The organism is Pseudomonas viciae (assembly GCF_004786035.1).
In the GTDB taxonomy this organism is placed as follows: Bacteria; Pseudomonadota; Gammaproteobacteria; order Pseudomonadales; family Pseudomonadaceae; genus Aquipseudomonas; species Aquipseudomonas viciae.
Window position 1 is genome coordinate 6,142,892 of the sequence record NZ_CP035088.1, and the last position, 24,838, is coordinate 6,167,729.

Annotated in this window: 23 protein-coding genes; 12 read left to right on the forward strand and 11 right to left on the reverse strand. The window is 60.3% G+C overall.

Going from position 1 to position 24,838, the window contains the following annotated elements; all coding sequences use genetic code 11:
• The first annotated feature begins 228 nt into the window (after positions 1-228).
• From EPZ47_RS27375 to EPZ47_RS27400, 6 genes are all read left to right on the forward strand, one after another.
• A complete protein-coding gene (locus tag EPZ47_RS27375; protein WP_135847510.1) occupies positions 229-747 on the forward strand; it encodes an RNA polymerase sigma factor in 519 nt (172 codons plus the stop codon).
• Entirely contained in the window at positions 744-1,718 is a 975-nt protein-coding gene (locus EPZ47_RS27380) for a FecR family protein (protein ID WP_135847511.1), read from the forward strand. The genes EPZ47_RS27375 and EPZ47_RS27380 overlap by 4 nt, the downstream gene beginning before the upstream one ends.
• A 204-nt stretch (positions 1,719-1,922) precedes the next feature.
• On the forward strand, positions 1,923-4,361 hold the full coding sequence (locus EPZ47_RS27385; RefSeq protein ID WP_135847512.1) for a TonB-dependent siderophore receptor: 2,439 nt from the start codon (positions 1,923-1,925) through the stop codon (positions 4,359-4,361).
• Positions 4,362-4,502: 141 nt separating this feature from the next.
• The gene (locus EPZ47_RS27390; RefSeq protein ID WP_135847513.1) at positions 4,503-5,633 is read left to right on the forward strand and encodes a PepSY-associated TM helix domain-containing protein; all 1,131 of its coding nucleotides are present in this window, start codon (positions 4,503-4,505) and stop codon (positions 5,631-5,633) included.
• On the forward strand, positions 5,630-5,809 hold the full coding sequence (locus tag EPZ47_RS27395; protein WP_135847514.1) for a hypothetical protein: 180 nt from the start codon (positions 5,630-5,632) through the stop codon (positions 5,807-5,809). The genes EPZ47_RS27390 and EPZ47_RS27395 overlap by 4 nt, the downstream gene beginning before the upstream one ends.
• 86 nt (positions 5,810-5,895) lie before the next feature.
• The gene (locus tag EPZ47_RS27400; protein ID WP_135847515.1) at positions 5,896-6,525 is read left to right on the forward strand and encodes a glutathione S-transferase; all 630 of its coding nucleotides are present in this window, start codon (positions 5,896-5,898) and stop codon (positions 6,523-6,525) included.
• A gap of 183 nt (positions 6,526-6,708) precedes the next feature.
• Here the strand turns inward: EPZ47_RS27400 and creD are convergent, their stop codons facing one another.
• The 3 genes from creD to creB all read right to left on the reverse strand — a co-directional run bounded on the left by creD (position 6,709) and on the right by creB (position 10,358).
• Entirely contained in the window at positions 6,709-8,082 is a 1,374-nt protein-coding gene (gene creD / locus EPZ47_RS27405) for a cell envelope integrity protein CreD (RefSeq protein ID WP_135847516.1), read from the reverse strand.
• Between the two features lie 177 nt (positions 8,083-8,259).
• A complete protein-coding gene (gene creC / locus EPZ47_RS27410) occupies positions 8,260-9,678 on the reverse strand; it encodes a two-component system sensor histidine kinase CreC (RefSeq protein WP_135847517.1) in 1,419 nt (472 codons plus the stop codon).
• Complete coding sequence (gene creB, locus EPZ47_RS27415; RefSeq protein WP_135847518.1) at positions 9,678-10,358, reverse strand: two-component system response regulator CreB; 681 nt, start codon at positions 10,356-10,358, stop codon at positions 9,678-9,680. The genes creC and creB overlap by 1 nt, the downstream gene beginning before the upstream one ends.
• Positions 10,359-10,537: 179 nt before the next feature.
• Between creB and EPZ47_RS30530 the strand changes: the two genes are divergently transcribed.
• Positions 10,538-11,650, forward strand: a complete 1,113-nt coding sequence (locus EPZ47_RS30530; RefSeq protein WP_238346684.1) for an RHS repeat-associated core domain-containing protein — start codon at positions 10,538-10,540, stop codon at positions 11,648-11,650.
• 120 nt (positions 11,651-11,770) lie between these two features.
• Here EPZ47_RS30530 and rloA2 read toward each other — a convergent pair whose 3' ends face one another.
• Positions 11,771-12,277, reverse strand: coding sequence for a retropepsin-like aspartic peptidase RloA2 (gene rloA2, locus EPZ47_RS27425; protein WP_135847519.1), 507 nt, complete (start codon positions 12,275-12,277; stop codon positions 11,771-11,773).
• A gap of 207 nt (positions 12,278-12,484) precedes the next feature.
• Here rloA2 and EPZ47_RS27430 point away from each other — a divergent pair, with 207 nt between their 5' ends.
• Entirely contained in the window at positions 12,485-13,372 is an 888-nt protein-coding gene (locus EPZ47_RS27430) for an acyltransferase (protein ID WP_135847520.1), read from the forward strand.
• Here the strand turns inward: EPZ47_RS27430 and EPZ47_RS27435 are convergent, their stop codons facing one another.
• Positions 13,373-13,945 carry a DUF2780 domain-containing protein gene (locus tag EPZ47_RS27435; protein ID WP_135847521.1) on the reverse strand — a complete coding sequence of 191 codons (573 nt, stop codon included), beginning with the start codon at positions 13,943-13,945 and terminating at the stop codon, positions 13,373-13,375.
• A gap of 284 nt (positions 13,946-14,229) precedes the next feature.
• On the opposite strand from EPZ47_RS27435, the gene EPZ47_RS27440 reads away from it, so the two are divergent.
• The 4 genes from EPZ47_RS27440 (at position 14,230) to EPZ47_RS27455 (ending at position 16,830) form a co-directional block, all read left to right on the forward strand.
• Entirely contained in the window at positions 14,230-14,625 is a 396-nt protein-coding gene (locus EPZ47_RS27440) for a DUF3757 domain-containing protein (RefSeq protein WP_238346686.1), read from the forward strand.
• A gap of 107 nt (positions 14,626-14,732) precedes the next feature.
• Positions 14,733-15,308, forward strand: coding sequence for a hypothetical protein (locus EPZ47_RS27445; protein WP_135847523.1), 576 nt, complete (start codon positions 14,733-14,735; stop codon positions 15,306-15,308).
• Between the two features lie 268 nt (positions 15,309-15,576).
• Positions 15,577-15,789, forward strand: coding sequence for a cold-shock protein (locus EPZ47_RS27450; protein ID WP_135847524.1), 213 nt, complete (start codon positions 15,577-15,579; stop codon positions 15,787-15,789).
• Between the two features lie 27 nt (positions 15,790-15,816).
• Positions 15,817-16,830 (forward strand): RHS repeat-associated core domain-containing protein, encoded by a 1,014-nt coding sequence (locus tag EPZ47_RS27455; protein ID WP_135847525.1) that lies wholly within the window; start codon positions 15,817-15,819, stop codon positions 16,828-16,830.
• 117 nt (positions 16,831-16,947) lie between these two features.
• Here EPZ47_RS27455 and fdhA read toward each other — a convergent pair whose 3' ends face one another.
• The 6 genes from fdhA to EPZ47_RS27485 form a co-directional block, all read right to left on the reverse strand.
• A complete protein-coding gene (fdhA, locus tag EPZ47_RS27460) occupies positions 16,948-18,147 on the reverse strand; it encodes a formaldehyde dehydrogenase, glutathione-independent (RefSeq protein WP_003177608.1) in 1,200 nt (399 codons plus the stop codon).
• 222 nt (positions 18,148-18,369) lie between these two features.
• Positions 18,370-19,227, reverse strand: a complete 858-nt coding sequence (gene purU, locus EPZ47_RS27465) for a formyltetrahydrofolate deformylase (RefSeq protein WP_135847526.1) — start codon at positions 19,225-19,227, stop codon at positions 18,370-18,372.
• Positions 19,228-19,391: 164 nt separating this feature from the next.
• Complete coding sequence (locus EPZ47_RS27470; RefSeq protein ID WP_109755031.1) at positions 19,392-20,024, reverse strand: sarcosine oxidase subunit gamma; 633 nt, start codon at positions 20,022-20,024, stop codon at positions 19,392-19,394.
• Between the two features lie 194 nt (positions 20,025-20,218).
• Positions 20,219-23,236, reverse strand: coding sequence for a sarcosine oxidase subunit alpha (locus tag EPZ47_RS27475; protein WP_135847527.1), 3,018 nt, complete (start codon positions 23,234-23,236; stop codon positions 20,219-20,221).
• Entirely contained in the window at positions 23,233-23,562 is a 330-nt protein-coding gene (locus EPZ47_RS27480) for a sarcosine oxidase subunit delta (RefSeq protein WP_109755033.1), read from the reverse strand. The genes EPZ47_RS27475 and EPZ47_RS27480 overlap by 4 nt, the downstream gene beginning before the upstream one ends.
• Before the next feature lie 14 nt (positions 23,563-23,576).
• A complete protein-coding gene (locus tag EPZ47_RS27485; RefSeq protein WP_109755034.1) occupies positions 23,577-24,827 on the reverse strand; it encodes a sarcosine oxidase subunit beta in 1,251 nt (416 codons plus the stop codon).
• Between the last annotated feature and the right edge of the window lie 11 nt (positions 24,828-24,838).

The following is a 24,838-nucleotide window of genomic DNA, read 5'->3' on the forward strand; positions in this document are numbered from 1 at the left end:
ACACAGGCTTTTGTGGGAGCGGGTTTGCTCGCCAAAGCGGTGGGGCAGCTTGCATTAATGTTGAATGTACAGCCGTCTTCGCGAGCAAGCCCGCTCCCACATGAAAGCAGCATTCATTCCGGTACTACACCCCACTAACACCGCCCGACCAGCGCCAATTGCTTTCCCTCCCACGCCTCTGCCACAATCGCGAACAATTCTCGTTACTTAAAACGTCGGTGATGCCCCGTGTCGTCAGTCCCTAGCCCCCACAGTGATCTGGTTGGTGCGTTATACCGTGACCATCGCGGTTGGCTATTGGCCTGGTTGCGACGCAATGTGGCCTGTGCCCAGCGGGCCGAGGACTTGAGCCAGGACACCTTCGTGCGCCTGCTGGGCCGGGAAGAGCTCAAAGCGCCCCGCGAGCCCCGGGCATTCCTGGTGGCGATCGCCAAGGGGTTGTTGTTCGATTATTTCCGGCGGGCAGCCTTGGAGCAGGCTTACCTCACCGAACTGATGCTGATCCCCGAAGCCGAACAACCCTCGGTGGAAGAACAGCAGATCATCCTCGAAGACCTCAAGCATATCGATCGCCTGCTCGGCAAACTGTCGAGCAAGGCCCGCGCGGCCTTTCTGTATAACCGCCTCGACGGCCTCGGCCACGCCGAAATCGCCCAGCGCCTGGGGGTGTCGGTGCCACGGGTACGGCAGTATCTGGCCCAAGGCATTCGGCAGTGCTACATCGCACTTTATGGTGAGCCGACATGAGTCCGGCCCATGGCAAACCCGTCTCGGCCAGCGTGCTGGACGCAGCCATTGCCTGGCAGTTGTCGCTGGACTCAGGCAGCCCACAAGAGCACGAAGCATTCGCCCGCTGGCATGCCGCGGATGAAGAACACGCCCGCGCCTGGCGGCAGCTGGGCATGCTCGACCAGCGTTTCAGTGTTGCCAGTGGGCCGGCACGAGCCGCGTTGCTGCAATCGCGGGTGAGCATTCGACGCAGGGTACGCAAGGTCGGCAGCGGCCTGGCCAGCCTTGTCGCAGTCATCGGCCTGGCGCTGTTTGCCGGGGACCGCTACCTGCCGCTCAATTACTGGCTGGCCGACCAACGCACCGCCACTGGCGAGCAACGCACCCTGCGCCTGGCCGACGGCACGCTGATCAACCTCAACACCCACAGTGCCCTGGACGTGCGTTTCGATGACAAGCAGCGGCGCATCGTTCTGCAAGAAGGCGAGATCCTGGTGGAAACCGGCCACAACGACCCGCGCCCGTTTATCGTCGAAACCCGCGAAGGCAGCATGCGCGCCCTGGGCACCCGATTCCTGGTCAAGCGCGAGGACCAGGGCACGCGCCTGAGCGTGTTGAAATCCGCCGTGGCGGCGCATCCACAAGCAACGGACAGCGAACAGATTCTGCGTGAAGGCCAGCAGGTGCTGATGCGCCGCGACGGTCTCGAACCGACAGTGGCCCTGAACCCCGGCGCCGACGCCTGGACCCGCGGCATGCTGGTGGTAGACAACGCCCGCCTCGAAGATCTGGTCCATGAATTGGGACGCTATCGTCGTGGCTACTTGGGCGTAGAGCCACAAGTGGCTGACGTGCGCATCACTGGCAGCTTTCCGTTGCATGACACCGACCTGGCCCTGGCCGCGCTGCTGCCGACCTTGCCGGTGCAGGTCGAGTATCACACGCGGTGGTGGGTGGTGGTGGGCGCGCGGACCGAACCAAAACCCTGAGAGATCTGGGCCACCTTCGCGAGCAAGCCCGCTCCCACATGGGAATGCGAACGCCTGTGGGAGCGGGCTTGCTCGCGAAGAGGCCAGCAGCCTCAGCACTCTGCCAAAATCTGAATCTAAATTATTTTCATCCAGCCCTATCACTTTTCAATTTTCATCCGGCACTCAGGCAATTGAGAAATATTTCCATTCAGGAGCCGCCGTATGTCCCGCCCGCTAGACACCCTGTTGCGCCCCAGCCTGTTGGCCATCGCCATTGCCTTTGTCACCCCGTTGCTCAGCGGCCCACTGCTGGCTGCCGAACAGGCTTCCAACGTGCGCGCCTACAATCTGCCCGCCGCACCATTGGCCAGCACCCTGAACCAGATCGCCAGCCAGGCCGGCCTCGCCCTGAGCCTGAATCCGTCCCTGGCTTCGGGCAAAACCTCGGCACCGGTCCAGGGCCAGTTCGATGCCACGGGGGCATTGCGCGAGGCCCTGCGCGGCACCGGCCTGCAACTGGAACAGAGCAGCGCCGGCACCTACAGTCTGGTGGCCGTGCCTGAGGGCGCGATGGTCCTGCCGGAAACCAGCGTGATCGGCGCCGGTTTCAGCGAAACTGCGTGGGGCCCGACCGAAGGCTATGTCGCCACCCGCACCGCCGCCGGCACCAAGACGGATACGCCGATTGTCGAACTGCCGCGCTCGGTGTCCGTGGTGACACGCCAGCAGATGGAAGATCGCTCCGTGCTCAACCTCAATGACGCCCTGCGCTACACCGCTGGCGTGCAGAGCAGCGGCTATGGCTCGGACTCGCGCAACGATTGGCTGCTGGTGCGAGGCTTCATACCGACCCAGTTCCTCGACGGCCTGCCGCTGCCCAAAGGTAACTACATCACACCGAAAATCGAGCCCTGGAACCTTGAACGCATCGCCGTGCTGCGTGGCCCGGCCTCTTCGGTCTACGGCCAGACGCCCCCTGGCGGCATGCTCGACATGGTCAGCCGTCGCCCACAAGCCGAGAGCAGCCACGAAGTCGAACTGCAGGCCGGTAGCTACGAACACAAGCAGATCAACTTCGACAGCACTGGCAAGGTCGATGACGAAGGCCAGTTCCTTTATCGACTCAGCGGCACCGTGCGCGACAGCAATTCCCAGGTCGATCACATCCCGGACAAACGCTACAACCTCGCCCCGAGCCTGACCTGGAACATCAACGACGACACCCGCCTGACCTTCCTGTCCCAGTACACCCGCGATGACACCGGCATCACTGGACAATTCCTGCCGCTGCAAGGCACCAAGCTGTCCTCACCGGCGGGCAAGATTTCCCATCACAAGAACCTGGGCGACCCGGACTGGGAATTCTACGATCGCACCTATTACGCGCTGGGCTACGCGTTTGAACATCGTCTGAGCGACACCTGGCAGTTCCGTCAGAACCTGCGTTACACCAAGAGTGATCTGGAAACCCAAGGCATCTCCGCCGGTGGGCAATTCTGGCCGGCGGGTCCTGATGAAGCCGTGAGCGCCGATGGCACGGTCAAGCGCAGTGCCAGTGTCATTGACGAAGACATCAGTCAGTTCGCCGTGGACAACAACTTCCAGGCCGACTTCCAGACTGGCGCGTTGACTCACACCCTGCTGCTGGGCCTGGACCACCAGCGCTCCAACAGCAATTCGCACTGGGATTGGGGTTCGACTGGCGTACCGACCAGCAACATCCACAACCCGATCTACGGACAGGATTTCTCCAACGTCCAGTATTTCACCATGTACGACTACAACCAGAAGACCAACCAGACCGGCCTGTACGTTCAGGACCAGATCGCCCTGGACAACTGGCGCCTGACCCTCGGCGGTCGTGAAGACTGGATTCACACCGGCACCGTGTTCCACAACCAGAACGATGCGACCAACACCCAGCGCGACAAGAAATTCAGCGCTAACGCAGCGCTGAGCTATGTCTTCGATAACGGTGTGACGCCCTACATATCCTTCGCCCAGTCGTTCCAGGCAGCGGCGGGTTCAACCGTCAACAGCACCGAAGCCTTCAAACCCACTGAAGGCGAACAATACGAAGCCGGTATCAAGTATCAGCCGCCGGGCACCAAGACCCTGCTCACTGCGGCGGTGTTCGACCTGACCCAGAAAAACAACTCCGTCACCGAAAACAGCATCACCCGCCAGGTGGGCGAGGTACAGGTACGCGGCCTGGAGCTGGAAGCCTCGGGCGATGTGACCGACAACCTGAAGCTGATCGGTTCCTACACCTACAACGACAGCGAAATCACCAAAGGCACTGCGGCTGAAAAAGGCAAGCGCATGGCCCAGGTGCCACGTAACCAGGCCACCGCCTGGGCCGATTACACCTGGCACAACGGCCCGCTCGACGGCTTTGGTATCGCCGCCGGTGTGCGATATGTCGGCGACACCTACGGCAACACCACCAACACCGATTGGGGTCATGTCGGCTCCTACACCGTGTACGACGCATCGGCCCATTACGACCTGGGTCGCCTGAACAATTCGCTCAAAGGTGTTTCGGTGGCAGTGGATGCGAAGAACATTTTCAACAAGGATTACCTGTCCACTTGCGATGGCTTTTATTGCTACTACGGCGACCAACGCAACGTCGTCGCCAGTGTGAATTACAAGTGGTAGGCGGTTAGCGTGTGGGAGCAAGGCTTGCCCGCGATGGAGGCGACTCGGTTTCTAAAGGGCCGCGTCGCCTGTTTCGCGGGCAAGCCTTGTTCCCACGGATAAATCCCTCGCCACAGGTGCCCTTTTGCATTCGGATCAATCATGAAAAGCAAAACCATCCGCCGCTGGTCCTTTGTCCACACCTGGACCAGCCTGATCTGCACAGTGTTTCTGCTGATGCTGGCGATCACCGGGCTGCCGTTGATCTTCCATCATGAAATCGAACACCTGCTCGGCGATGCTCCCGAGTTTCGGCAAATGCCGACTGACACACCGCAGTTGGACCTGCAACAACTGGTGGAAAAAGCCAAGGCCCATCGCCCGGGTGAAGTGGTCCAGTATTTTGGCTGGGACGATGACGACCCCAACGGCATCATCACCATCATGGCGCCAACACCCGGCACCGAGCCCAATTCGTCCCACACTTTCATGCTCGATGCACGCACCGGCGAGGCCCTGGCAATGCCCTCGGCCAATGGCGGTTTCATGATGGTCATGCTGCGCCTGCACGTGGACATGTTCGCCGGGCTGCCGGGCAAGCTGCTGCTGGCGTTCATGGGATTGCTGTTCGTGATTGCCATCGTGTCCGGAGTGGTTTTGTACCTGCCGTTCATGCGGCGCTTGAAGTTCGCCACGGTGCGCCAGGACAAATCCACGCGCCTGCGCTGGCTCGACCTGCACAACCTGATCGGCGTGGTCACACTGGTCTGGGCGCTGACCGTCGGCGTTACCGGCGTCATCGCCGCGTGCGCCGACCTGATCATCGCCGCCTGGCGCAACGACAGCCTCAGCGCCATGGTCGAACCCTACCGCAACGCCCCGCCGCTGACGCAACTGGCACCGGCAACCCGCTTGCTGGACATCGCCAAAGAAGCAGCGCCGGGCATGGAACCGAGCTTCATCGCCTTCCCCGGCACCCTGTTTTCCAGCGAGCACCACTACGGCGTGTTCATGAAAGGCAGTACCCACCTGACCTCGCATTTGCTGACCCCGGTACTGATCGACGCCAGTACCCTCGACGTCACCGCCGTGGCCGGACGGCCGTGGTACATGGACGTCATGAGCCTGTCGCTGCCGCTGCATTTCGGCGACTACGGTGGCCGGCCAATGCAAATCTTCTGGGCGACGTTGGACGTGCTGACCATCATCGTCCTGGGTAGCGGCGTCTACCTGTGGGTGGTGCGGCGTAAAACAGCCAAGCATGCGGCAGTCGCCGCGCAGGTGGTCTCGTGAGGCCTCGACAGTCAAGTTTCTGGAAGGTGTTTGGCATCCCCCTGATGATTGGCGTGCTTAGCGCTGCGGGGCTGTTTTCGGCGTTGCTGGGCGATGGGGCGTGGGATGCCGTGAGCTGGGTGGGGTTGGGATTGCCGACGGTGCTGGGAACCTGGGGATTGATCAAGCGCGGATGACTTCAGCCCGCTCCCACACCGGAACTCGCCAGCCGCCTTGGAACTGTCTAGGCTAAGCCTCCGCCCGTTAAATCGAGGATCCCCGCATGTCAGCCCCCAGCATGACGCTGTTCCACAACCCCGCCTCACCCTTTGTTCGCAAGGTTCTGGTCTTGCTGCACGAAACCGGTCAGCAAGACCGCGTGGCGCTACAACTCAGCCAGCTCACGCCGGTCAAACCGGATCGGGCCCTGATCGATGAAAACCCCTTGAGCAAGATCCCGGCCCTGCGCCTGGCCAACGGCAGCGTGATCCATGACAGCCGCGTCATCCTCGATTACCTCGACCACCAGCACGTCGGCAACCCGCTGATCCCTCGGGATGGCGCGGCCCGCTGGCGGCGTCTGACCCTCGCCTCCCTGGCCGATGGGATCATGGATGCGGCCGTGATGATCCGTTACGAAACCGCCCTGCGCCCGGCGGAAAAACACTGGGACGAATGGCTTGATGCACAACGGGACAAGATTCGCCGGGCCCTGGCCATGCTCGAAGCCGAGGCGATTGCCGAACTGGCCTGTCATTTCGACGTGGCGTCCATCAGCGTGGCCTGCGCCTTGGGCTACCTGGACCTGCGCCATCCCGATCTGGAATGGCGCAAGGCCAATCCGCAACTGGCGGCATGGTTTGCCGAGGTCAGTTTGCGGCCTTCGATGGTTGAGACGGTGCCCAGGGTTTAGTGCTGCGTTAGCCTTACCGGCCTCATCGCGGGCAAGCCTTACTCCCACATGGGCTCCGCTCCACCTGTGGGAGCAAGGCTTGCCCGCGATGGCGGCGCACCGGATCCAAAGGAAACAACCCGGCAATCTGCATCACCAATACCTCTCGCACTCGCTGGTCCTCACGCAACCCCAACGACCGGCTCATTTCACCTCTCCCAGATCAAAGCTCATGGCCGCGGCCGACTTTGACCCAACGCCATACCAGTCCAATTTGCGGGTCAGCACCATGAACACGCCCAACAGGCTGAACAGCAACAGCGAACCCATCAACAGCGCGTAATCCTCAGCGCTCAGCAAGCCATAGAGCAAACCGTACAACCCCGCCAACCCCACCGAGAACCCCAGGCCGTGGCTCACGCTGCGCAGCACATGGCAGACATAAAAGCCGATCAGCAACACACAAGCACTCGCCGATACCAGGTACGCCGGGGCAAAGCCGATGTGCTCCGACAGTGACAACAGCAGCAGGTAGAAGAACGCCAGCGCCACGCCCACCAAGGCGTACTGGACCGGGTGCACCGCCAGGCTCTTGAGCACTTCGAAGAGGAAGAAACCGGCGAAGGTCAACGCGACGAACAACAGCGCATATTTGATCGCCCGATCGGTCTTGAGGTACTGGTCCACCGGGTCGATGAAACTCACGCCAAAGGCACGGCTGCGGAACGCTTCACAGCCATCGCTGGGCTCGCAGGCTTGCAGTGTTTCCAAGAGGTTGGTGGAGAAGAACGAGGTCTGCCAATCGGCGTTGAAACCCTGTTCATTGATCTCACGTTTGATCGGTAAATAGTTGCCGATGAAGCTGGGGTGCGGCCAGTCAGCCGACAGGTGCACCTTGGTGGATTTACCCACTGGCAGAATCTGGAACTCGCCAGTACCTTGCAGGCGCAGGTCGAAACCGAAGGTCAGCTCCGGGCCGCCCTGGGCGGTAATCATCGGCAACGGCACATGCACCCCCTGCCCCAGCCAACCGAGCCGCGAGCCCGGCAGGAAATCGACGGTCTGCTGGTTGAGCGTCAGGGTCAGCGCATTTTCGATGCCACGGATGTCGCTGATGCCCACGCTCAGGTACGGTTCGTCGAAGCGGTAATCGGCAAAGTCCTTGGCGGCGACACCGTAGCGCTCAGGCACCTTGAAGCGGCCATCGATCCGGTTGTCGGCATGGAACAACCGCGCTTCGTAGATCCCCCGGGCACGGGTTTCGGTACGGACCTGGCCGTCGAGCTCGAACTCTTCCGGCAAAAAATACAATTCGCCCGTTCGCTCGACGGTTTCCAGGAAACGCACGCCGGTCTTCTCATTGGTGTTCCAGACCCGCACGTTCTTGCGAAACGGCACCACAATCATCGGCCCGATGAGTTGCTGGCTATGGCTGGAACTGCGGGCGATGTCCTGCAACACACCGTCGCGCAGCTCCTGGCGCTCGTCGATGAGGCCATTGATCATCAACAGCGGGATCATCAGCAAAAGAATCAGTAGGGCAATCATGCCCAGTTTTATGGCGAGGCTGCGGTTCATGTGGGGCTCTCCCTGTTCGTATGGGGGAGAGTCTGGGGTGGCTGTGTGCTGGGCTTATGGAGAGATTATGGAGATTGTGTGGAGACTGGACGGCCCCCTTCGCGAGCAAGCCCGCTCCCACAAGGACTGCACTGAACCTGTGGGAGCGGGCTTGCTCGCGAAGGCCGCGCCTCGGTTTCAGGGCAACCGCAACACTACCTCAACACCACCCTCGACATTGCCAATACTGAATGCCCCTCCATGCAGCTGCACCACTTCTTCCACAAAGTTAAGCCCCAGGCCGGTGCTCTTGCGACCGCTGTCCGGGCGTGGCAGGGAGTAGAAGCGCTCGCTCAGGCGCGGTAGGGCATAGTCGGGAATCGCTTCGGCCTGATTGAACAGGCGGATCTCGACGCAACTTCCCATGCGCTCGGCGCTGATGCGCAGCAGTCCGTTGACGGGGGTGAAGTCCAGGGCATTTTCCAGCAGATTGCCCAAGGCCTGACGCAACAGAAACGCCTCGCCCGTCAGCATCAGGTCGGCGGCGATGTGCCGCTCGATCCGCAACTGCCGACTTTCAATCCAGCCACCGCGAGCTTCCAGCAGTTCTTCCATCAACGCCGCCAACGGCACCGCAATTTTTTCCTCCAGCCCCTGGCGCTGCTCGATCTGGGCCAGGTTGAGCAACCGTTCGATCAGTTGCTGCATGCGCACGCTTTCACTGTCGATATTGCTGACGAAGCGCTGGTGCTGGGCGGCGGGCATGTCACTTTGCAGCAGCTCGGCGGCGCCGCGAATCGCCGCCAGCGGGCTCTTGAGTTCGTGGGTCAACGTATGCACGTAGCGCTCAACGTAAGCCTTGCCTTCGAGCTGGGTACGCATGTGCTCCACCGCACCCGCCAGTTGCTCGAACTCGCCGCCGCGATAATGCGGCACCTCCACCCGACGGCCCTGGCTGACCGCCTGGGCGTAGCTCGTCAGGCGCCGCAATGCCGCGCTGAGCCACCACGACAGCAAGCCGCCCAGCAGCAAGCCCAAGGCGACCAACCCGGCGCCATACGCCAGCAGACGCCGCTCCGTGCGATCGATATAAGGCTGTAGCGAGCTGTTGGGCTTGGCCACGGTGACCACACCAATGATCCGGCCGTTGTCGCGAATCGGCGCGCCGACGTGCATCACCGACGACGCCGGGTCGTCGGCAACGCTGCGGGTCGAGCGAGCGCCGTAGTGGCCGCGCAGGGTCAGGTAGACGTCGTTCCAGCGCGAATAATCCTCGCCCACCGCCACGCCACTGGAGTCGAGCACCACGATGCCCTTGGCGTCCGTGACATAAATGCGGTGGCTGACCTGGTTCTTCGGCAACCCCCAGATCGTCGCCGCCGGCTGGCGCTCGCCGTAGGCCTTGAGCAACTGCGGCCAACGATTCTGGTTGAGGGTGCCGGCCTTGAAATCGTCCCGCAGGATCTCGGCCATCAGATTGGCCGTGTCCACCAGGGTTTCTTCGGTGGACTGGCGCACGCCGGGGCGGATCTCTTCCATCACCGTGTTGAGCACGAAATAGCCGGTCAAACCGATGAACAGCACATACACCAGGAAAATCCGGATCCCCAGCGACATCAGCTGTGCCCCGGGCTGTAGCTGTAGCCCAGGCCCCGATGCGTCTGGATCGGCTCGGCCTCGGCCCGGACCAGGCGCAACTTGGCGCGCACGCTCTTGATGTGACTGTCGATGCTGCGTTCGTAGCCGGCATCACTGGCCACGCCCAAGGCGTCGAGCAGTTGTTCGCGACTGAAGACCCGTTCGGGTTGCTCCAGCAGACAATTGAGCAAGCGGAATTCGTGGCGAGTGAGGTTCAGCGGTTTGCCGCGATAGTTGATCTGCACACGGTCGGCATCGACCTGAAACAACCCCATGCCCGGCTCCACTGCTGGACGCGGCGCCACGCGCTTGAGGATCGCCCGTACCCGGGCCGCCACCTCGCGAGGACTGAAGGGTTTGACCACGTAATCGTCGGCACCGATTTCCAGGCCCACGACCCGGTCGATCTCGCCATCCCGGGCTGTAAGAAAGATGACTGGAACGTCGCTGAAACGTCTGAGATTTTTACAAGTCTCGAAACCGCTGATATCCGGCAGACCCACATCGAGGATGATCAGGTCCGCCGGGGTGTTTTTCTGGTGTTCCAGGGCTGCAACACCGAGGTTCAGCCAAGTAGTGTCGAAGCCCTCGCCCTGCAGGGCAAACACCAGTGTATCGGCGATGGCTGCTTCGTCTTCGACAATCAGAATATGAGGCATGTCTTGCGAGCCCGACAGTAAAGTTGCCGGAACGGTGCCCCAAGCCTCGGGACACGTCAATCGGCAGTCGAGTTTGTGGCTGGTACGGTGTCGCACCTAACAGTTCTGATAGTAGGCAACTGCTGAAAAACGGCTGATGCTGAAGGCCGACTTTTTGAACTGCAGATGGAGCTTAGTCGATGGCACCCTCCCATCGCGAAACCGTACTGTGCCGCTACCGCTACGATCCGCTGGATCGCGTGGTCAGTCGTACCCTATCTGCTCAGGCCGGCATTCAGTGTTTTTATTGCAAAAGCCGATTGGCTACGGAGATACAGGGCGCAGTGCAACATAGCATTTTCCAGCACGACGATCAGTTGCTGGCGCAACTTGGACGCGAGGATGTCACGGTCGGTACTTCCCTGCTGGCGACCGACCAGCAGCGTTCGGTATTGAATGTGCTTGATGCAACCGGGTCCCATCCCCCCCTCGCCTATACACCCTACGGCCATCGCCCAGCGGAAAATGGTTTGCTCGGTTTGCTTGGGTTTAATGGTGAGCCGCCCGATCCGGTGACAGGGCATTATTTATTGGGTAACGGGTATAGGGCTTTCAATCCGGTGTTGATGCGATTTAACAGTCCGGACAGTTTGAGCCCGTTTGGGAAGGGGGGAGTGAATACGTATGGCTATGGTATAGGGGACCCTATTAATCGGAGCGATCCGACAGGGCACATTCCACCCTTTCATAAAATCGCCAAAAAACCGCCTACACTCGGGGCAACTACCTCAACACTTACCGGAGCGCGGGGTGGACGAGTCACCAAGCGTATTCCAAATCCAAAGCCAGCTATAACGGGAACCCATGTAGAAATACGAGCCCTAGTGGAAATCGCAGAAGCTAATGAGAAAAAATTAGGGCGGCACGATTTCTTTACCCCTAACAAACTTCCAACCGACGACCCAATACTACTTTGGAACCTATATCAGGCCCTTAAAACAGCACAAAATTTTCAGAAACATCCAAGCATATATAAAAAGTTAACTGGCCTACGACCTGACGGCACCAAAATACTTAGCACTCTACCTTTTGACACAAGGGTCAATTTTGCGGAAAGCTTAAGTCTCACAGCAAACGTCAGAATGGTAAACAATTTCCTTCGCGAGAACGGGTTACCTCAAACAGCAAAGTCAACTCACGGAAAGGGGGTCCTCAACGCAAAAAGAGCTCGCTTTAACTATATATACAACTCTATCGGACTCGACTTAACACGCAACCTTACCGAACTCGACTTAAGGCAAAAGATCAACTAACCTCGAGCGCATTAAAACATCACAAACTTATACACAACACTACAAAAACTCCACGTTGCCCAAGCTCCGGAAAAGCACCTATCTTTTCGGAGCCTTGATCGGCATTTCTAAACCAGGCCATCAGCAGTCCGGCTTATCTGCCGTAAACCGCCGCGCCGGGTTCACCGCCGCGCCGAACTCACGCAATGCCTTGGCACCAATCAACAACGGGTAATTGAAACTGCTGCGGTCGGTCAGGTTGACCTCGACCGTGCGCCTGACGTTACCCAGGCACAACTCCAGATCGACCACCGGACGCTTGGTGGGGGCGATTTTTTCGTCGTCGTCTTCATCTTCTTCGGAACGGGTCTTGATCTTGCTGATGCGCGCGATCTTGTGCTCGTAAACCTTGTTGCTCGCATCCTTGGTCGCCAGGCGGAACCGCACCCAGTCGTCACCGTCGCGGGTGAAGGTTTCGATGTCCTTGGCCGACAGCGACGCGGTCAGGGCGCCGGTGTCCATCTTGGCCTTGAGCACCTCGCCACCGATTTCCGGCAACGCGATGTATTCGTAGCGCCCGTACAGGGTCGGCTCGGCGGCCAGCACTGGAAGGGCCACCAGGGAAAGCAGGGCGAGAAAGGATTTCATGCAAGAGGGCTTCCTGTGTGGGTGGGATTTTAGACCGTGGCCGATGGATTCGTTCGGTTGATCGCGCACCTGTGGCCTGGGATTGCTCCCTGGCCACAAAAGCGGGTCCAGCCTACCCGAACCAACGTGAAACTTTCGTCCACGCGATTTGGCCTGCCGCCCGAAGCTGCTTATCATGGCCCGCCCATCTGTTTGCAAGAGTCATGTATGCGCCGCCTGCTCACCGGCTGTTTCGTCACCCTGCTGCTGTTACTCAACACCCTGGTGCTGTTCGGCCCGCTGATGGTGTTCGCGTTGCTCAAACTGGTCCTGCCCGGACGTTTTCGCGACTACGCCTCGTGGGCGGTGATGTGGATCGCCGAGACCTGGGCCGAGATCGACAAGCTGATCTTTGCCCTGTGCATCCCCACCCGCTGGGACATTCGCGGCGGCGGTAACTTGCGGCGCGACACCTCCTACCTGGTGATCAGCAATCACCAATCCTGGGTCGACATCCCCGCCCTCGTCCAGACCCTCAACCGGCGCACGCCATTCTTCAAGTTCTTCCTCAAGAAAGAACTGGTCTGGGTGCCCTTCCTGGGACTGGCCTGGTGGGCGCTGGACTATCCGTTCATGAAGCGCTACACCAAGGCCTTCCTGGCCAAGCATCCGGAACTGGCCGGCAAGGATCTGGAAATCACCCGGCAGGCCTGCGAGCTGTTCAAGCGCCAACCGGTCACCGTGGTGAACTACCTCGAAGGCACGCGCTTCACCGCCGCCAAAAGCCAACAGCAACAGTCACCCTTCACCCACCTGCTCAAGCCCAAGGCCGGCGGCGTGGCGTTCGTGCTGGCGGCGATGGGTGAACAACTGGACGCGGTACTGGACGTGACCGTGGTCTATCCGCAAGACCGTATTCCCGGGTTCTGGGACTTGATCAGCGGCGCGGTACCCCGGGTCATCATCGACATCCAGACCCGAGAACTGGACCCAGCGCTGTGGCAGGGCGATTACGAAAATGATCCGGTGTTTCGCCAGTTTGTACAGGATTGGGTCAATCAGCTGTGGACTGAGAAGGATCGGCGTATTGCGGCTTTGCGCAGCGAGCGTGGCTGATCAGATACCTGCGCCCCAAATACCCCCCAGGCTCTGCAGCAACGAACTGCCCACACCCTGCTGGCCTAGGTACTGGAGGATTACCGGGGCAAACTGCCCGATCATGCCGCTGTCCATGCCCAGCGCACTGAAGGCAGTAGTCAGGTCGTTGGTGTCCTTGACGTTCCCCAGCAATCCGTCGAGTAACGCGTTTTTATCCGATCCGCCACCGAGTAAACCGCCCAGGCCATTGAGCCCACCGATGGCGCTGTTGCCGGCGATCTGATCGAGGCCCGGCACACTTCTACTCAACTCGGAAAACTGCGGCTCGCTGAGCCGGTTCTTTGCCAGCCCCAGCATCGCACCGGCACCGCCGATGGCCTGTTCCGGCGTGATCTTGAGTTCCGATCCCAGGGTATTGAGCAACCCGGCGGCTTTCGGCGCGGCGGCCACGGCGCCCTCTGCCTGCTCGCCTTGATTACCTTGCATCGCCGATACCACATTGGCCGCATCACTGAGGCTGAACTGCGCGAAGGCCGGGCCGGCTGCCAGCGTCAGCAGGCAGGACAGTGCAAAACTGCGTGAAACCTTCATCCGAACACCCTCTTGAACCCTGAAAAAACCGCCCATGAGGGGCGGCGCAAAATCGAGCGTTGGACTGGGGTGGACGAGGATTGTTCCACCATGCGACTGACTTCTGAATCCGATCCGTTTTCACGAAACACTGGGGGTGTTATCGCCAAGTGCGATTAAATCAAGGTCAGTTGATTCCAAATCAACATAGACAACTGTCAGCACTGACAGTAGCCCTCCCCCAGACATAGCCGCAAACATGTCGCCGATAGAAAAAATCGGGGGATAGGCAAATGCGAAACCTAATGACTGGCGGCGGCGCCGGAATACTCCTGCTGATGATCGGCCATGTCCACGCCGGTGAAATAACCTGTCCGGCCGTGACACAAATTCATCACAACACCGAATCGGTGGAAGTTCAGGATCATCGCGAGTGGCAGAGCCAGAGCCTGGTAGAAGTGGTCGACCCAGCGCGGTGGCAATTCAACGGAGCCGAGTTCGCGGTCCATGAAGCTGACGGCGACGGCCAGGCGCCGACCAGGGCGACCATTACTTGCAAGTACGGTGAGCTGAATCTCACACTGGAATATCTCCAGGTCCAAGAAACGACATCATTGCCGTGGGCGGATAATCGTTGCGAAAGCCCGGACACCCATATGTGCAGACTCATCAATGCCGACTATTTCAGCTTGAGTTTCTGACCCTGAAAAACCATGGTTTACTCGCGCCAACGCGCCTCTGTTCAAAGGCCCCTGCCCTTGGCTGATCAGGTACCGTACAGTGCGGCTACTTCCAGCAGAGCTTGCCTATGAATGTAAAGATCGGCGGAGCGACCCTCGCGGTCATCCTGACGGGCATGCTCATTGCCCTGGGCGTCAACGAATGCCAGCGCGGCCCGCTGAACCCGGAGCTTGCCGATGGTATCAGCGAGGAGCAGAAGACTTGGCTGACCATCGAGCACCGCATCAAGCGCTCCGATCCGGCGCTGACCGAGGTGAGCCGCGAGCAGCAAGCGCTGACCGTGCTTTACCGTCCAGGCGCTTGTGCGGATGACTGCGAGCCCTGGGTTGCGCACATGCTGCGCGTTGTCGGCCACGGCCTGGCAGCGCTCAATGGCGCGCCAGGGGGCAAGCAATACACGCAAGTGACGGTCAAGGCGCGACTGCTGGCCGATGATGACGTGGAACTGGTCTACGACATGCCGGGCTTCGACGCGATCAAGACGCAGCAGTATGGCTACGTCACCTTTGCCAGCATGCCCCGCAACCTGAATTTCAGCGGCGACGCCTTGGCCCAAGCGCAAGACTATTGCCAAGGCCCTAGCGCCCAGGGTTTCTACCCTGAATTCTGCGAGCGGGTCAGGACCGCAACTGCCCATCAATAACCGTGGCGATGGAAGCGGTGTTCCGGCCTGAATACTCACGACCAAAAATCCCACAACCACTTGGGAAATCACCCGGCCGTGACATGACCGCCCCTGGCAGTCATCTGAATATCACCTGCGGTCAGTTATTCCCTCTCGATATTGCCTACTGTCAACTCTGACAGTAGGCAGCCGTTCATACCGGTTTTAAGCTCTAGCGATGACAACAAGGCCACGGCGACCCACGCGCTCAGTGTCTTTATTCATTCGGGCAGGCAGGACAATAAAAATGAACGGCCGAATCAAAGGAACTGTGAAATGGTTTAACGATGTAAAGGGCTACGGCTTCATTACCTGCGGCAAAGGAGGCGAGGAGTTGTTCGTTCATTACTCGGCGATATCCGGCGAAGGTTATAAAACGTTGAAAGAAAGGCAAACCGTCTCCTTTGAAATCGAAAAGGGCGACAAAGGCATGCAGGCCACGAGAGTGACGCCGGAATAAGGCTCCTTCCATTTAGAGAACCACTTGATGTCGGCAAACCGCAAAACACCGCTCTGCCGCTATCGTTACGACCCACTGGATCGCTTGGCCGATTGCACCCCATCGGCCCAGACCCGCACTCAGCGTTTCTACCTGAAAGAACGCCTGACCAGCGAAATCCAAGGCTCGGTACAGCGATTGGTTTTCCAGCAGGGCGATCAACTCCTGGCGCAACAACAGCGCCAGGATGACGTCGTCGAAACCACCTTGCTCGCCATCGACCTGCAACACTCGGTTCTGTACGCACTCGACGCCACACGGCCTCATCCCTTCGCTTACGCCCCCTACGGACACCGCTCCCCGGAAAACGGCTTGCTCAGCCTGCTCGGCTTCAACGGCGAACGACCGGACCCGGTGACGGGGCATTATTTGTTGGGCAATGGCTATCGGGCGTTCAATCCGGTGTTGATGCGGTTCAATAGTCCGGATTCGATGAGCCCCTTTGGGAAGGGTGGGTTGAATGCTTACGCGTATGGCCAAGGCGACCCTATTAATACGAGCGATCCAACTGGACATTTCAATTTTATTACCAGCCCGCTCAAAGGAGTCTTGAATCGGGCGAAGCTTAGGACACCTAAAGAAATTGTGTATGTTCACGGAGTCAAATTGCGTATATCGCCTGGACAGGAGCTTGAGACATTTATTAGAAATCCTACGACGCCATTTTCACCATTGAAACGACCTTTGAGTCCAGAGATTATCGATTCAGGCATTCCGCAGCTCGAGCTATCACTTATCAACGACAGCAATAACCTCATTAAACAAGAGCTACAAGCAGCTCACATAATTAAGTTAAGGCCAGTCTCTCACAATAAAATTCGTAAACTCTCTAACTTTCTGGAAAACATAAAGCTTAGCCGAACTGCCCATCGCGCAAATCTGGAATATTTTAAGCGAAGGACTCAGGAACTAACACCCTCGTCTGACGACCCACCGCCCAGTTATAAAAAGACGATATTCTGGAGTTCAGGACATACGCCGGGTGAAATTCTCAGGGGGTAAAGCCGCGACATCACTTCAGCCGAGGCTAATCAAAAAACGACGCACGAAAAGCGCCATCCTTGATGAAAATAAAAAGGGCGACATCACTGTCGCCCTTCTTCCGTCCTGCTTCCAACCTTACGCCGCACTGAACAACTTATGCGGGTCAATCACAAACTTCTTCGGCACGCCCGCATCGAACTCGCCATACCCTTTCGGCGCGTCATCCAGGCTGATCACCTGCACACCGACGATTTCGGCAATGTTGATGCGGTCCCACATGATCGCCTGCATCAGTTGGCGGTTGTACTTCATCACTGGGGTCTGGCCGGTGTGGAAGCTGTGGGATTTAGCCCAGCCCAGGCCGAAGCGGATGCTCAGGCTGCCCATTTTCGCGGCGGCATCAACGGCGCCCGGGTCTTCGGTGACGTAGAGGCCGGGGATGCCGATTTTGCCGGCGACGCGGACCACGCCCATCAACGAGTTGAGCACGGTGGCCGGGGCTTCGTGTTTGACGCCGTCGTGCCCGTGACCACGGGCTTCGAAGCCCACGCAGTCGACCGCGCAATCCACTTCCGGCTCACCCAGCAGCGCAGCGATTTGCTCGTGCAGCGGGGTGTCGGTGGACAGGTCGACGATTTCGAAGCCTTGAGCCTTGGCATGGGCCAGACGAATGGAGTTGACGTCACCGATGATCACCACCGCAGCGCCCAGCAGGCGTGCGGAAGCGGCAGCCGCCAGGCCCACCGGGCCAGCGCCGGCAATGTACACGGTGCTGCCAGGGCCAACGCCGGCGGTGACGGCGCCGTGGTAGCCGGTCGGCAGGATGTCGGACAGGCAGGTCAGGTCGCGGATTTTCTCCATCGCCTTGTCGCGGTCCGGCAGCTTCAGCAGGTTGAAGTCGGCGTACGGCACCAGCACGTATTCGGCCTGGCCGCCGGTCCAGTCGCCCATGTCCACGTAACCGTAGGCACCACCGGCACGGGCCGGGTTGACGGTCAGGCAGACACCAGTGTGTTGCTCTTTGCAGGAACGGCAGCGCCCGCAAGCGACGTTGAACGGCACCGACACCAGATCACCGATTTTCAGGTTCTCGACGTCGCTGCCCTTTTCGATCACTTCACCGGTGATTTCGTGACCCAGGACCAGACCGGTCTGGGCGGTGGTACGGCCACGCACCATGTGTTGGTCGGAGCCGCAGATGTTGGTGGAGACCACGCGCAGGATGACACCGTGCTCAATCTTCCTGCCGCGCGGGTCCTGCATTTTTGGATAGTCGATTTTCTGTACTTCGACCTTGCCGTTGCCGAGATACACGACACCACGATTGCCAGACATGCTTTCACCTCGCTGTTGTTTTTATGAAACTGCGTTGCCCAGGCAGGCAGCGCGTTGATTGCTCGGGTAGTGCTTGTGTCTTGTTTCTTTGTTGTCTGTAAGGGCCTCTTCGCGAGCAAGCCCGCTCCCACATGTTTTTTGGTGCAACTGAGATCTGTATACCGGCACAAATCCTGTGGGAGCGGGCTTGCTCGCGAATGGGCTGCGAAGCGGCCCCAAAATCTAAAGAACGACAGTGCGATTGGCGTTCAAGAACACTCGTCTTTCGATGTGATACCCCACGGCCCGGGCCAGGGTCAGCCCCTCGATGTCCCGGCCCTTGGCGATCAAATCCTCGGGATAGTGGCTGTGGTCCACCACTTCCACGCCCTGGGCGATGATCGGGCCTTCGTCCAGGTCGTTGTTGATGTAGTGCGCCGTGGCACCGACCAGTTTCACGCCTTTGTTGTAGGCCTGGTGATACGGCTTGGCGCCCTTGAAGCCCGGCAGCAGCGAGTGATGGATGTTGATCGCCTTGCCGTCGAGCTTGCGACACAGTTCCGGCGACAGCACTTGCATGTAGCGGGCGAGAATCACCAGCTCGGCGCCGGTGTCTTCGATCACCTGCCACACCTGCCGCTCCTGGGAGGGTTTGTCGTTCGGGTCCAGGGGGAAATGGTAGTAGGGAATCTGGTGCCAGTCGGCCAACGGCTTGAGGTCGGGGTGGTTGGAGACCACGGCCACCACGTCCATCGACAACTGGCCGATGCGTTGGCGGTAGAGCAAATCGTTCAGGCAGTGATCGGCCTTGGAGACCATGATCACCACTTTCGGCCGGTAGTTGGGCGGCGTCAGTTCGAAGACCATGCCGAAGGCTTGCGCGCGCTCGGCCAGGCCGCTGCGAAAGCTCTGCTCGTCAAAGCCATCGGGCTGGCGAAACTCCACCCGAATGAAGAAACGCGCCGAGAGCCGGTCGTCGAAGGAATGGTGCTCGGTGACGTAGCAGCCCTGCTCGAACAGAAAGCGGGTCACCGCGTCCACCGTGCCGAGCACGCTGGGGCAGTCGGCAGTCAAGATCCATGTGTCTGGGGCGCGGCTCATTGCGGTGACTCCTGTTCGTTATGGATAAACCCTGTGGCGAGAGGATTTATCTGTGGGAGCAAAGCTTGCTCGCGATAAAAACAACGCGGTCTATCTGGAACTCAAGCGCCTGCATCGCGAGCAAGCTTTGCTCCCACAGTTCACTTCCACAAGGACTGCGATAGTCAGGCCTGCACGCTCAAGCCATACTCAGCCGCCGCATCCTGCAACCACAGCCACCAGTAATCGGAGAAGCTGCGACGGATCACCAGTTCCCAGGTGTCTTCGCCGGTGTGGCGGATGACCAGTTGCGACTTGGCGAACACCGTACCCACGGCCTTGCCCACCGGGAAGTTGCTTGGGTGTACATCGTAGCTGGTGGATTTCATCAGCACGTCGCGCACGTTCGGGCCGGACAGTTCGAGGATCTGCTGGCCGCCGCTGACGTTGACGATCTGGATATGCAGGTCACCCAGCGCTTCGCGCAGTTTTTTCTCGGCGGCGAACTCTTCGCCACTCGGCACCACCAGCAGCCACTCGTCCGGGCCGAGCCATTGCAGGCTGGTTTCACCCTTGACGATGACGGCAAGAGCGCCTGGCAGTTCCAGGCCCAGGGCCTTGTGCACACCGGCGGCGAACGCCGGGTCGTGGCCATCGCCACGAATGGTCAGGTGACCCAGGAGTTTTTTCTCGCGCACGGTCACGCCGGCGTTCTTGCGGCCCTTGCCCACCAGGCTGGCGAGGTCGGCATGGTGCAGCGACGACTCGGCCTTGGCCCCGGTGGTTGGGCGTTGTTGGTACACGTTGACTGCGGTCATATGGAGCACCTGTCTTGAATTCTGTAGTTCCGGCATTTGTGGTGACTGTTCTGCCGCCTTCGCGAGCAAGCCCGCTCCCACATTGGATTGATGCCTGGCTCAAATTCCTTTGGCGACTTCGATCCTGTGGGAGCGGGCTTGCTCGCGAATCAGGCGACGCGGTGTAACTGCCCACCCACAGGACCAAAGTCCCTTTAGATATTCTGCCGATCCCCTTTCGGATCGAAGAACACCGAAGAAACAATCTCTGCCTCGATCACGCTGCCGTCGGCCAATGGCGCGAACACTCGTTCACCCAGGCGCTTGAGGCCGCCCTTGACCACGCCCATGGCAAACGAATAGCCGAGGGAGTTGTGCGCGTAACTGGAGGTCACGTGACCCACCATGGTCATCGGGATCGCCTGCTTGGTGTTGAACACCAGTTGCGCGCCTTCCGGCAGCCAGACATTCGGGTCGATCGGCTTGAGGCCCACCAGTTGCTTACGGTCCTCGCGCACACAGTCTTCGCGATTCATGCCACGCCAGCCGATCCACGAGAACGGTTTGGTCCGGCCAACGCACCAGCCCATGTTCAGGTCGTCCGGGGTCATCGAGCCGTCGGTGTCCTGGCCGACGATGATGAAGCCCTTCTCGGCCCGCAGTACGTGCATGGTTTCGGTGCCGTACGGGGTCAGGTTGTACTTCTTGCCGGCCTCGACGATCTGCTCGAGCACGCCCATGGCGTAGTCGGCCTGCACGTTGATTTCGTACGACAGCTCACCGGTGAACGAGATCCGGAACACCCGCGCCGGCACGCCGCCGACGGAGCCTTCTTTCCAGGTCATGAACGGGAAGCCGTCCTTGTCCAGGTCGATGTCAGTGACTTCGCTCAGCAGCTTGCGGCTGTTGGGGCCCGACAGGGTCATGGTCGCCCAGTGGTCGGTCACCGAAGTGAAGTACACCTTCAGGTCCGGCCATTCGGTCTGCTGGTAGATCTCCAGCCATTGCAGCACGCGTGCCGCACCGCCGGTGGTGGTGGTCATCAGGAAGTGGTTGTCCGCCAGACACGCGGTCACACCGTCGTCGAAGACCATGCCATCTTCTTTGCACATCAGGCCATAGCGGGCCTTGCCCACGTCAAGCTTGGTCCAGGCATTGGAGTAGATGCGGTTGAGGAACTCGCGGGCATCCGGGCCCTGGATGTCGATCTTGCCCAGGGTCGAGGCGTCCAGCAGGCCGACGCTGTCGCGCACGGCTTTGCATTCGCGCTTCACGGCGGCATGCAGGTCTTCGCCGTTCTTCGGGAAATACCATGGGCGTTTCCACTGGCCGACGTCTTCGAATTCAGCACCGTTCTTCACATGCCAGGCATGCAGCGCGGTGAAGCGCACCGGCTCGAAGATGTGCCCGCAGTGCCGGCCGGCTACCGCGCCGAAAGTCACTGGTGTGTAGTTGGGGCGGAACATGGTGGTGCCCATCTGCGGGATGCTCACGTTCAGCGAGCGGGCCGCGATGGCCAGGCCGTTGACGTTGCCCAGCTTGCCCTGGTCAGTACCGAAGCCCAGTGCGGTGTAGCGCTTGACGTGTTCCACCGACTCGAAACCTTCGCGGGTGGCGAGTTCGATGGCGGCGGCCGTGACGTCGTTCTGCAGGTCGACGAATTGCTTCGGCGCCCGTGCGGTGGCTTTTTCGTGGGGTACCTGGAACAGCGCCAGGGTTGGCTCTTCGTGACGGCTCAAGGCCTTGGGCAATACACCCTCGACTGCTTTGAAGCCGGCTTCGCTGGCCGCGCCCACGCCGCCTTCAAAACCGTCAGCCAGGGTATCGCCAAGGCTGTAGACGCCATTCACGCCGCCGACACACACACGCTTCTGCGGTGCTTCGCCCGGTACGAAACCGAGGATGTCTTCGCGCCAGATCGGCTTGCCACCCAGGTGCGAAGCCAGGTGAACCACTGGGCTGTAGCCACCGGAGCTGGCCACCAGGTCGCAGTCCAACCACTCGCCGGGGCTGGTGACTTTGTGGGCGCGGACGTCGATCGCGGCAACACGTGCAGCCGTGACGCGCTTGCTACCGCGGGCCTCGATCACGGCGCTGCCGGTGAGAATGCGGATGCCCTTGGCACGCGCCTCTTCCACCAGCGCACCACGTGGGTTGCTGCGGGCATCGGCGACGGCCACCACTTGCAGACCAGCGTCGAACCAGTCCAGGGCCACGCGATAGGCGTGGTCGTTGTTGGTGCTCAGCACCAGTTTCTTGCCCGGTGCCACGCCATAGCGGCGCACGTAGGTAGAGACCGCGCCGGCCAGCATGTTGCCCGGCACGTCGTTGTTGCCGTAGACCAGCGGGCGCTCGCAGGCACCGGTCGCCAGCACCACGCGCTTGGCGCGGACGCGGTTGATGCGCTGGCGGACCTGGCCAATCGGCGCACGGTCACCGAGGTGGTCGGTGAGGCGCTCGTGAATGGTCAGGAAGTTATGGTCGTGGTAGCCGTTGACCGTGGCGCGCGGCAGCAGCACCACGTCCGGCATCGACTTGAGTTCAGCGACAACAGCGGCGACCCATTCGGTCGCTGGCTTGCCGTCCAGGCTTTCGCGGGAATCGAGCAGGCTACCGCCGAACTCTTCCTGCTCGTCGGCCAGGATCACTCGCGCACCGCTGCGGGCCGCAGCCAATGCCGCAGCCAGGCCAGCAGGGCCGGCGCCGACAATCAGCACGTCGCAGTGACGGTTCATGTAGTCGTAGGTGTCCGGATCGTTCTCGGTCGGCGAGCGACCCAGGCCGGCAGCCTTGCGGATGTATTTCTCGTAAGTCATCCAGAACGATTGCGGGTACATGAAGGTTTTGTAGTAGAAACCCGGCGGCATCAGCTTGCCGCCAACCTTGCCGAGAATCCCCATCATGTCGTTGTTCACGTTCGGCCAGCCGTTAGTGCTGGTGGCGACCAAACCTTGGTACAGCGCCTGTTGCGTGGCGCGTACGTTAGGGATCTGCGTGGCTTCGGTGGCGCCAATCTGCAGCACCGCGTTCGGCTCTTCGGCACCGGCGGCGAAAATACCGCGCGGACGGGAATACTTGAAGCTGCGGCCAATGATGTCGACGCCGTTGGCCAGCAGTGCAGCGGCCAGGGAATCGCCTTCGAAGCCTTTGTAGACCTGGCCGTTGAAGGTGAAGCTCAACACTTTGTTGCGGTCGATCCGTCCGCCGTTGGACAGGCGATTGATCTGGCTCATACCTTCTCTCCCAGAGCCTGTGCGGCCGCTTTCGGACTGTCAGCCTTGTCGGTGAATTGCGGCTTTTGGCCGATCTTGTAGGTTTCCAGGATCTCGTAGGTCACGGTGTCGCGGGTCGCGTTGAAGTACTGGCGGCAACCGGCAGCGTGGATCCACAGCTCGTGGTGCAGGCCGCGAGGGTTATCGCGGAAGAACATGTAGTCACCCCACTGCTCGTCGGTGCAGGCATTCGGGTCCAGCGGACGCGGGATGTGCGCCTGGCCGGATGCATGGAATTCCTCTTCGGAGCGCAGTTCGCCGCAGTGAGGACAGAAGATGTGCAACATAGGGATTTCTCCTGTTAGTGGGCGACGGCAGCAGCGCCGTGTTCGTCGATCAGTGCACCGTTGTGGAAACGGTCGATGGAAAACGGCGCGGCCAGTGGGTGCATTTCACCCTTGGCCAGGCTTGCAGCGAATACGTTGCCCGAGCCCGGGGTGGCCTTGAAGCCGCCGGTGCCCCAACCGCAGTTGAAGAACATGTTCGGCACCGGGGTCTTGGAGATGATCGGGCAGGCGTCCGGCGTGGTGTCGACGATGCCGCCCCACTGGCGGTTCATGCGCACCCGCGAGAGTACCGGGAACATCTCGACGATGGCCTGGATGGTGTGTTCGATCACCGGGTACGAGCCGCGCTGGCCGTAGCCGTTGTAGCCGTCGATACCGGCACCGATCACCAGGTCGCCCTTGTCGGACTGGCTGATGTAGCCGTGCACGGCGTTGGACATGATCACGCTGTCGATAATTGGCTTGATCGGCTCCGACACCAGTGCTTGCAGCGGGTGGGATTCGATCGGCAGGCGGAAGCCCGCGAGCTTGGCCATGTGCCCGGAGTTACCGGCAGTCACCACGCCGACGCGCTTGGCGCCGATGAAGCCTTTGTTGGTTTCCACACCGATGCACACACCGTTTTCCTTGCGGAAACCGATCACTTCGGTCTGTTGGATCAGGTCCACGCCCAACGCGTCCGCCGCCCGGGCAAAGCCCCAGGCCACGGCATCGTGACGAGCCACGCCGCCGCGACGCTGGACAGTGGCGCCCATCACCGGGTAGCGGGTGTTTTTCGAGCAATCCAGGTACGGGATCTCGTCGGCCACTTGCTTGGCGGTGAGCAGTTCGCCGTCCACGCCGTTGAGGCGGTTGGCACTGACCCGGCGCTCGGAATCACGGATGTCCTGCAGGGTGTGGCACAGGTTGTAGACGCCACGCTGGGAGAACATCACGTTGTAGTTCAGGTCCTGGGACAGGCCTTCCCAGAGTTTCATCGCGTGCTCATACAGGTGGGCCGATTCGTCCCACAGGTAGTTGGAGCGCACGATGGTGGTGTTGCGCGCGGTGTTACCGCCGCCCAACCAGCCTTTCTCGACCACGGCGACATTGGTGATGCCGTGCTCTTTAGCCAAGTAGTAGGCGGTCGCCAGACCATGCCCGCCGCCGCCGACAATGACCACGTCGTAGACTTTTTTCGGGGTCGGCGTGCGCCACATCCGCTGCCAGTTTTCGTGATGGCTGAGAGAGTGTTTGAAGAGGCCGAAGCCCGAATAGCGTTGCATAGTCATTACTC